The organism is Streptomyces melanogenes, assembly GCF_014649795.1.
GTDB lineage: Bacteria > Actinomycetota > Actinomycetes > Streptomycetales > Streptomycetaceae > Streptomyces > Streptomyces noboritoensis.
Genome location: NZ_BMTS01000063.1, coordinates 1 through 8,405 on the forward strand (window position 1 = coordinate 1; position 8,405 = coordinate 8,405).

The 8,405-nt window shown below is 73.0% G+C and carries 9 protein-coding genes and 1 pseudogene; 4 read left to right on the top strand and 6 right to left on the bottom strand.

Translation table 11 applies throughout. The features are described from left to right. The 5 genes and pseudogenes from IE252_RS42545 to IE252_RS42565 all read right to left on the bottom strand — a co-directional run. On the bottom strand, window positions 1-104 hold a 104-nt coding region (locus IE252_RS42545; RefSeq protein ID WP_190094886.1), incomplete at its 3' end, for a transposase domain-containing protein. Window positions 105-231: 127 nt separating this feature from the next. Then, window positions 232-459 (bottom strand): annotated as a pseudogene (locus IE252_RS42550) (mycothiol transferase); the annotation flags it as partial. 493 nt (window positions 460-952) lie between these two features. Beyond that, the gene (locus IE252_RS42555; protein WP_190094887.1) at window positions 953-1,405 is read right to left on the bottom strand and encodes an iron chaperone; all 453 of its coding nucleotides are present in this window, start codon (window positions 1,403-1,405) and stop codon (window positions 953-955) included. A 184-nt stretch (window positions 1,406-1,589) separates the two neighbouring features. Further along, window positions 1,590-2,042, bottom strand: coding sequence for a pyridoxamine 5'-phosphate oxidase family protein (locus IE252_RS42560; RefSeq protein ID WP_190094888.1), 453 nt, complete (start codon window positions 2,040-2,042; stop codon window positions 1,590-1,592). Further along, entirely contained in the window at window positions 2,039-2,395 is a 357-nt protein-coding gene (locus IE252_RS42565; RefSeq protein ID WP_190094889.1) for a VOC family protein, read from the bottom strand. The genes IE252_RS42560 and IE252_RS42565 overlap by 4 nt, the downstream gene beginning before the upstream one ends. Window positions 2,396-2,558: 163 nt before the next feature. On the opposite strand from IE252_RS42565, the gene IE252_RS42570 reads away from it, so the two are divergent. Next, window positions 2,559-5,378 (top strand): ATP-binding protein, encoded by a 2,820-nt coding sequence (locus tag IE252_RS42570; protein ID WP_190094890.1) that lies wholly within the window; start codon window positions 2,559-2,561, stop codon window positions 5,376-5,378. Between the two features lie 494 nt (window positions 5,379-5,872). Here the strand turns inward: IE252_RS42570 and IE252_RS42575 are convergent, their stop codons facing one another. Continuing rightward, window positions 5,873-7,060, bottom strand: a complete 1,188-nt coding sequence (locus IE252_RS42575) for a helix-turn-helix domain-containing protein (RefSeq protein ID WP_190094891.1) — start codon at window positions 7,058-7,060, stop codon at window positions 5,873-5,875. Between the two features lie 186 nt (window positions 7,061-7,246). On the opposite strand from IE252_RS42575, the gene IE252_RS42580 reads away from it, so the two are divergent. Genes IE252_RS42580 through IE252_RS42590 form a run of 3 tightly spaced genes read left to right on the top strand, consistent with a single transcriptional unit; the run spans window position 7,247 to window position 7,923 of the window. Continuing rightward, entirely contained in the window at window positions 7,247-7,450 is a 204-nt protein-coding gene (locus tag IE252_RS42580; RefSeq protein WP_190094892.1) for a hypothetical protein, read from the top strand. 53 nt (window positions 7,451-7,503) lie between these two features. After that, complete coding sequence (locus IE252_RS42585) at window positions 7,504-7,695, top strand: hypothetical protein (RefSeq protein WP_190094893.1); 192 nt, start codon at window positions 7,504-7,506, stop codon at window positions 7,693-7,695. A 33-nt stretch (window positions 7,696-7,728) separates the two neighbouring features. Next, window positions 7,729-7,923 (top strand): hypothetical protein, encoded by a 195-nt coding sequence (locus IE252_RS42590; protein ID WP_190094894.1) that lies wholly within the window; start codon window positions 7,729-7,731, stop codon window positions 7,921-7,923. Window positions 7,924-8,405: the final 482 nt, after the last annotated feature.

The following is an 8,405-nucleotide window of genomic DNA, read 5'->3' on the forward strand; positions in this document are numbered from 1 at the left end:
CGGGCCGGAAGCAGCCGGACGCGCTGCTCCCGCCGCCCGGCCCGGTCAACGACCTCATCAACCAACCTTCTGGGCACCAGCTCCGTGAGTACCCCGATGGCCACTCAGTCCGTCAACTGGCCATTGACCGCCACAGGTTGACGTCTCGGATCGCCCCTCACCATGGCCACCACGATAGCCCTCCGGAGACCGCTAACTAAGCGGCATTGCTACCGAACCCGGAACGGTTCAGTCCTGCCACCGGGGCAGCGGTTCCGGGGAAGGGCGGCCGAAGACCTCGCCGAAGTACCTGGCCTCCACGCTGGCCACGTGTTTGACCAGACCGAGGAGGTTGGTCCCGGTCGCCGTCAAAGGCCGGCGGGCGTCGTATTCGGACAAGCCGTCGAGTTTCCAGAGCAGCGCCTTGCGGTCCCGCCGCAGTCTCCCGTGCAGGTTGTCTTTCGCGAATTCATCGATCATGCGGCATGAGCCTGCCATGGGCTGCTCGTGGTCTCAAGATCCTGTACGTGGTCCGCAACGACTGGCAGAGCCGAGGCCTGGCCATGGACGCCGCCCGGACCTGCGACAAGAGGCGCGTGCGGGCGCCGGGTTCGACCGCACCGCGTTCTTCATCGACTGGGACGAGCGGCAGGCCACCTGTCCACGCGGGGACACCGGCGCCGGGTGGAGCCCTGCCACCCTGTGCGGTACCAGGGCCATCGTCGTCGAGTTCGACAAGGCGAAGACGTGCAGCCCTGCCCGGTGCGTGACCAGTGCACCCGCTCGAAGACCCGCGGCCGGACCCTGCCTGCAACCCCGCGCGCTGCATGCCGCAGACGGCGGGTCTGCTTAGCGGGTTGGGGTGGTTGGGGCGCGGCTGTCGTCTCGGCGGGTGTGCCTGGGCCGCCCTTCGGGTCTCCTGCCGCCTGCAGGGCGGAGCGGGAGGTGATGAGGGCCGCCCACCGGGCGTGTTTCAGCTCACTGCCTGCTTCACGAGTGCGGCGATCCGTGCCTCCACCTCGGCCGTCATCTCGGCGAGGGCGAAGACGGCCGCCCACATCGGGCCGTCGTCCAGCTGCGCCTGGTCGCTGAAACCGAGCGTTGCGTAGCGCGACTTGAACTTCTGTGCGCTCTGGAAGTAGCAGACGACCTTGCCGTCCAGTGCGTAGGCGGGCATCCCGTACCAGAGCTTCGGTGCGAGGACCGGGGCGGTGGCGGTGATGACCGCGTGGACGCGCTCGGCCAAGGTCCGGTCCGCGTCCTGCATCTCCGCGATCTTCGCGAGTACGTCCTGTGCCTCCTGCGCGGCCTTGTCCGCCTTCGAGGCGCGGCGGGCCGCTGTCTTGAGTTCCTGTGCGTGGTCCTTCATCGCGGCACGCTCCTCGGCCGTGAATCCCTGGTGTGCGCGGTTGGCGGTGCTGCTCATGGTGGATCTCCTTCGTGAGGGTCTGGAAGTGTGGATCTGGATGGGTGGGTCTTGAGAAGGGGCCTTGCGGGCCCCGGTCAGGGGCGTGGTTCGGGCAGCCCCGGTTCAGGCTCCGGTTGGGGCCGTGGTAGCGGCCCTGGAGGGCTTGGGCCCTTGTCCGTGCGGCGCGGGATCGGGTCAGGTGTCAGGCCAGCCAGCGGCCGTCGCGCATCAGTTCACGGCCGGCCAGCTCGTTCTCTTCCCGCCAGGCCTGGATGCGGTGGGGAGTGATGCGGAACCAGCGGTAGGGGGTGGTCAGGGAGCGCGGGTCGAAGCCGGTGCGTGCGGCGAACCGGTCGCCCAGGTAGGGCGGTAGTGCGTCGAGGGCGAGGACCTCGACGTGGCCCTCGATCATGGCGGTGTCGCGGGTGTGGCCGAGGGCGAGCCGGGCGGTCCGGGTGGCGGCCAGGTTCCGCCCGGTGGGGCTGTCCGCCCTGGTGGCTGCCAGGAGCGTTTCGCCGTCCCAGTCGAAGGACAGCGGTACCAGGTGCGGGACGCCGTCCGGCGAGGCGCTGGCTACCCAGACGTCGATGTCGTGGGCGAGCCGGTGCTCGGTGTCGTGGCGGCGCTGTGCGCGGGAGCGGGGCGGGGTGCTCATCGGTCCTGCAGCAGTCCGATGAGGTTGCCGTCGGGGTCGATGGCGGTGGCCACCAGGCGGCCGCCGCCGACGTCGTGCGCGGGCTCCTTGACGGTGGCGCCCGCGGCGGTCAGCGCGGCGAGCGTGGCCTCGATGTCCGGCACGTGCCAGTAGGCCAGCGACGTGGTCAGGCCCTGCGGTCCGCCGCCCGGGAGGAGGCCGATGTGCTGGCCGGCGGCCTCGAAGCCGACGTAGTGGGGCCCGTCGGTCTGCGGGGCGGCACCGAGCAGCGCGGCGTACACCGCCTTGGCGCGGGCGAGGTCGGACACGGGATGCAGGACGGTCTTCATCCCCTGGGTGGAAGAGCTGGTCATGGTCACTCCTGTCGTCGTGGAACCGGCGGGACCGGTGGAACCGGTCGGCCCGGTGTCTGCCGGGCTCGTTCCTTGTGATCACAGCTTCCCCCGGGCGGGGTAGGGGGCGCCTCCGTGCTGACCACGGAAAGGCACTACGCAAAGCACTACGGATAATGGCCCGGTGTCCACTTCAGTGATCTCGGCCCGTGAAGCCGACGTGCTCGCTCTGCTCGGGGAGCACCTGAGCAACGCGGAGATAGCCGCGCGGCTGTTCATCTCCGTACGGACGGTCGAGTCGCACGTCTCCTCGCTGCTGCGGAAGTTGGAGGTGGCGGACCGGCGGGCGCTGTCGCGGCACGCGCCCGAACCGGCGGGTGCCGGGCGGGCGCGCCCGGCACCCGCGCTGCCGGCACCGTTGACGGCGTTCGTCGGCCGGATGCGGGAACGCAGCGAGCTGGCCGCGGCGGTGACGGAACGCCGGCTGGTGACCGCTGTCGGTCTGGGCGGGGTGGGCAAGACGCGGCTCGCGCTGGCGGTGGCGGCCGAGGTGGCGGGCGAGTTCGCCGACGGGGTGTGCTTCGTCGACCTGGTCCCGGTCACCGATCCCGGGCGGGTGGGTGCGACGGTCGCGGCGGCCCTGGGTGTGGGCGAGCAGCCCGGGCGCGGTATCGACGACGTGCTGGTGGCCGCGCTGGCGGACCGCCGGCTGCTGCTGGTGCTGGACAACTGCGAGCAGGTGCGCGACGGGGTGGCGCCGTTCCTGGAGCGGCTGCTGGTGGCGTGCCCGGGGATACGGGTACTGGCGACCAGCCGGGCCCGGCTGATGGTGCCGTTCGAGTGGGTCTTCCCGGTTCCGCCGCTGTCGCGGGTCGGCGGCGGCGAGTCGGAGGCGGTGGCCCTGTTCCTGGAGCGGGCGGCGGCGGTCGGCAGGGCCCCGGCCCCGGCGGAACGCGACCGGATCGCGGCGTTGTGCGAACGGCTCGACGGCATGGCGCTGGCTATCGAACTGGCGGCGGCGCGCTGGTCCACGCTCGGCCTGGACGGCCTGGCGGCCGGGCTCGGTGACCAGCTGCGGATCCTCGCCGGCGGCCCCCGCGCCGACGGCAGGCACCGCTCGGTGCGGGCCGTCCTCGACTGGAGCCACGACCTGCTCGAGCCGCGGGACCGGGCACTGCTGCGGCGGGTGTCGGTGTTCGTCGCCCCGTTCACCGCCGAGGCGGCCGCCGAGGTGGCCGGCACCGCCCCGCTGGAGGCGGCCGCGGTCGCCGACGGGCTCGGCAGGCTCGCCGAGCAGAGCCTGCTCGCCGTGACACCGTCCGAGACGGGCACCCGCTACCAGGCGCTGGAGACCCTGCGCCAGTACGGTACGGAGCGGCTCGCCGACGCCGGTGAGCTCGACGACGTCCGCTCGCGGCACCTGGCCTGGTGCCTGGCCGGCGCGGCCGCCCTCCACGACGACGATGCCCCCAACTGGCGGGCCCGGTTCGACGCGGTCGCAGAAGACCTGCGGGCCGCCCTGGCCTGGGCCGCGGGGCGGCCGCAGCAGCGCGCGGACGCGTGCCGTCTCGCCCTGTTCCTGGCCGGGCTGGCCTTCACCCGCAACCTGCTGGGCGAGGCCCAACAGCGCTACGAGCAGGCGGCCTCGCTCGCCGCCGCCGGTGCCGAGGCTGCCGCCGCGTTGCGGCAGGCCGCCGGGGTGGCCGGGTGCCGCAGGCTCGGCGACGACATGTACCGCCTGCACCGGGCCGCCGCCGAAGCCGCCCGCCGGGCCGGGGACACTGCCACCGCCGCCCGCGACCTGGCGGCCGCCGCCACCGCCGCCTACCGCTTCTCCAGCACCTTCAGCCGGGTTGTGCCCGTGGACGAGGTGACCGGCCTGCTCGCGGCGGCACGCGAGCAGGCCGGTGACGGCGACCCGGCCGCCGAGGCGGCCCTCGCGCTGGCCGAGGCCGCGGTGGTCGCGGACGCGTTCGGCGCGGTCCAGGGAGCCCCGGACAACACCGCGCCGGACACCGTCGCCTGCGCCGAACGGGCCGTCGAACTCGCCCGGCGCGCAGGCGACCCGGTGGCCCGCTCCGCCGCCCTCGACGCGCTCTCCGGCGCCCACAGCTGGGCCGGTGAGAGCTTCGCCGCCGCGGCCGCCGCCCGGGCCCGGATCGACATCCTGGCCTCGGCACCGGACACCCCCGCCCGCACCCACGAGCTGATCGACGCCCTCGCCATGGCCGCCGCCACCGCCATCGGCACGGGCGAGCTGCCGGCCGCCCGCCGGTGGGGCAGTCGGCTCGCGGGCCACCCGCAGCTGGCCGAGGTGGGCGACCACGCCACGTCCTGGCTACTGGTCGCGGACGCCTTCGCGGGCCGTGCCGACGCGGTGCTCACCAGCAGCGTGCGCTTCCTCGACGCGTGGGAGCAGGCCGGCCGGCAACGCTCGTTCTCACTCGGCCCGGCCGCCGCGTCCGTCGCCATGATCCACGGCCTGCGAGGCGACCACGAGGCCCGGGCGACCTGGCTCACGATCACTGACCAGGCAGGCAGCAAGGACGACCACCACCACGGCCACGGCGCCGTCTTCGACGCCATGGTCCTGCTCCACCACGGGGACGCACCCGCGGCCCTGGAGCGCCTCGCGCCCGAGCCGGAGCAGGTGTGGAAGTGGGTCTGCTGGGTCTGGCTGCACTGGTACACGGCGCTGCGGGCGGAGGCAGCGGTCCTCGCCGGGCACCCGGACGCCCCGAGCCGGATCACCGCCGCCCGGGCCGTGGTCACCGGGAACCCGGTCGCCACCGCCCTGGTGGACCGGGCACAGGCACTGCTCGACGGCGACCTGCCGCACTTGCTCGCCACCGCGACGGCGTTCGAGACGGCCGGCTGCCGCTACCAGTGGGCGCGCACGCTCCTGCTCGCCGGCGGCGAGCACGCCGCGACCGCAGCATCCGCACTGTCCGACCTCCAACTCGCCCCCATGACCGCTCGACAGCCGCACCACCGCCGCCCCTGACCCCACACGTCGCCAGGGCTGGGCTGAGGTGCGCGAACTCCCCGTACGGCCACTCCGGCACGGTGACAGTCCAGTGGGTTGCTCGGCGGCGTCCCGGCGCTCCAGATGGGCCCACAGGGCGGCGACGGGCGCCGCCTCCCCGCCCGCGAGCGACGCGGCGATGGCGGCGCGGACCTCGGGCCGGGTACGCAGGGCGAGCACGCGCCGGGCGCCGCAGAGCACGGCGGCCCGCGTGCTGGCGAAGCGCGCGGCGTCGTACGCCACGTCGAACGTGACCAGCCCGGCCTCGCAGGGGCCGGCGACCGCGAGCGCGGCGCGGCAGCTCGGCAAGCGCCTGCGGCCCCTCGTGCGGCTCGACCCGATTGGTAGAGACGTGGGCCCGGGGCGGTGTCTCGTGGTGGGGGAGCGCGCTCATCGTGGTGTGCTTCGGTCGCGGCCCTGCCTCCCACTGTACGGGGTCGCCGTACAGGCTGGGCGGGCTCCCGGCCCATACGTCAGAGGGGGATTCCGGAGAGTTTGGACAGGCTCAGGAGTCGGGCGTTGCTGCGTTGATGGAGCGAGGACAGGACGCGGAAGAGTTCGCGGCCCATGGGGTGGATGCGGGCCATCTGGGGTGCGATGGTCCACGCGGCGGTCAGATTGGTGAGTGCGCCCTCGCGGTCACCGATATCGAGTTGGGCGCGGGCGGTGTTGACGTAGGTGGGTGCGACCCGGGTGGCCGGCATCCCGGTCAGAGCCTGGTCCAAGTTGTCGGTGAGGTCGAGGGCGGCGTGGGGGTTGCCGAGGTCGACGTAGGTGGCGAGCTGGTGGGTGAAGGTGTTCTGCGGCCCCACGGTGAGGCCGTGGATATCGATTGGGCGGGTCATGCCCTGCGACGTGGTCACTGCGGATTGCATATGCCGCTCCGCTTCCCGGACCGCCTCGCGCTTGTCCCTGAGCCTGCCTGCCAGCGTCATCCCCCGAAGGTTCAGCAGGCACACGGCGAGGTCGCGGTCGGTGCCGTCGAGGGTGTGCTGAGCGTCGGCAATCGCCCGCTCCACGACGGTCAGGCCGCGCTCGATGTCCCCGAAGTTGAGGTAGGTTCCGGCGCGGTCGCGGGCGGCGACGGCGGCCCCCAGGGGGTTGGGCTGCTGCTCGACGGCCCACCGCTGGCGGGTCACGGCGAGCTCAGCCATGTCCATCCACCGGTGCCGTGCTGCGAGCCAGTACGCAATGCTGTACGCCTCGGCCAAGAGCATCCAGGCCTCAGGCGTGTTCGCGCGGTGCGCGTGGGTGGTGGCGTCCCTGAGCAGGCCGGGGAGCACGGCCAGGAGGCGCGTGACGTCGAAGCGGTTGCGCAGCTCGTGTGCACTGGACATGGCGGCGCTGAGCCTGCCCTCTTCGACGGCCTGGCGGTCGGGCAGGTCGTAGTCCCGCATCGCCGCGCGGAGCTCGTTGAGCCGCTGCTCATCGGTCGGTGTGATGGGAGCGCGGCCCAGGACCTGGTCCATGGAGACCCCCAGCGCCTGGCCGACCGCAGCCGCGACCGCCGGGGTCAGAGCACGGTCACCCACTTCGATTTTGCTCAGCAGACTGACCGACACCGCCGCCCGGCGTGCGAGTTTGGCTTGCGACCACCCGCGCGATTTGCGGAGCACCGCCACGTGCGCGCCCGGGGCCAACTCGGTCTCTGTAGTACCCATGATCGTCTCTCCGGCGTTGGGACGGCCTTGTACCCATGCTCGCAAGCCGTCTGCGTACCCGCACCACAACTGTGCAAACAGTGTGCAAGGCCCGTGCCCGACACGGGCGTTGACTGCTGGCAGAGGCACCGTGGCCGGTTGACGGCGGTCGCGGGTCATGGCCACCAGAGGGGATGGCGAGACGGCGTGGACAGCAGTCCGGAGTATGTGGTGGACACCGCGAGCGGCAGGGGCGGGGTGGTGGAGGAGCGGTACGAGGGGAGCGTCTACCTGCGCCCGCCCGGCGGCGGGACGCAGTGGGCGACGGCGCCGGAATGCCTGCGCCGCCCCACGCGCGAGGAACTGGCGCGGGCCCGGGTGCTGGACACTCCGGTGGGGGGTGGGCGCTGATGTGGGCACCGCCGGTGGGGCCGTCCCCGGACCCGAGGTACGGCCCGCCGATCATGAGCGTGCTGGATGCGAGCTACGGCCTGGAGCCGGACGGCGCACCGGGGTGCGATCTGTGCGAGGCATGGCGTGCTGAGCGTGAGGTGGCCCGCGAGGACCGGGAGAACCGGCGGGTGCGGCAGGCGAACGCGGAGCTCGCCCGCCACCCTGACCACCAGGCGTGGCCCGGCGGGGAGGCGGCCCGGTGAGCGTCAGAAGCACGCTGCGCAGGGGCGGCGGAGATGACCAGTAGCACCCCCGGTTCAGGCGACGGGAGCGCCCGCGCGACGGCCCGCAGGTTCCTGAAGCGCGATCTTCCGGAGAATGCCGAGCTGTCGTGGCTGTGCCCCATCCACCAGGACCCGGACGCGATGAAGTTGGTGTTGCGCACGGGCTACCTGTGCGCGCACTGCCAGCGTGAGCGTTCTCGCTCCTGACCTTGTGCCGCTGCCGGCTCCCTCCCGGCGGCGCGGTTCCCGGCCCCGGTCGGCGCCCCCGAGCGCTGGTCGGGGGTCTCCGCAGGCCGGGCTGAAGTGCTGGAGCTCGGGGCGGAGGTGGGGGTGTTGGGGTGGGCGGGCCGGGGTGGATCTTGTGCGCTATCCGCGTGATCTCCTGAACTATCCCCTGATCTATCTCCTGACCTCGTCTCCCGGCCGCCCGGCGAACGTTGCTGGTCATCGTGGGGTTTTGGCGTGGTGTGGGGGCAGACATCCCCTCCAGAGCCCCTCGCCCGCCCCCGACAAGAAAAAAAGGGAAGACAGGGAGGCAGGGGCGAGGGGCGCTGGAGGGGATCGGGGCGCCGGCCTTCGGGTTGCGCGTCGACGGGGGTCTCCGCGCTGCGACGGGCGCACCGGGGGCTGACCAGGAGCCCGGCAAGAGGAAACGGGAACCATCCGGGATCGCCTACCACCACCTCCGG

Coding starts and splice junctions, on each gene's coding strand:
- IE252_RS42555 (WP_190094887.1), bottom strand. CDS start 1,405: ATGAGCAGCACCGCCAACCGCGCACACCAGGGATTCACGGCCGAGGAG.
- IE252_RS42585 (WP_190094893.1), top strand. CDS start 7,504: ATGAGCGTGCTGGATGCGAGCTACGGCCTGGAGCCGGACGGCGCACCG.
- IE252_RS42565 (WP_190094889.1), bottom strand. CDS start 2,395: ATGACCAGCTCTTCCACCCAGGGGATGAAGACCGTCCTGCATCCCGTG.
- IE252_RS42560 (WP_190094888.1), bottom strand. CDS start 2,042: ATGAGCACCCCGCCCCGCTCCCGCGCACAGCGCCGCCACGACACCGAG.
- IE252_RS42590 (WP_190094894.1), top strand. CDS start 7,729: ATGACCAGTAGCACCCCCGGTTCAGGCGACGGGAGCGCCCGCGCGACG.
- IE252_RS42575 (WP_190094891.1), bottom strand. CDS start 7,060: ATGGGTACTACAGAGACCGAGTTGGCCCCGGGCGCGCACGTGGCGGTG.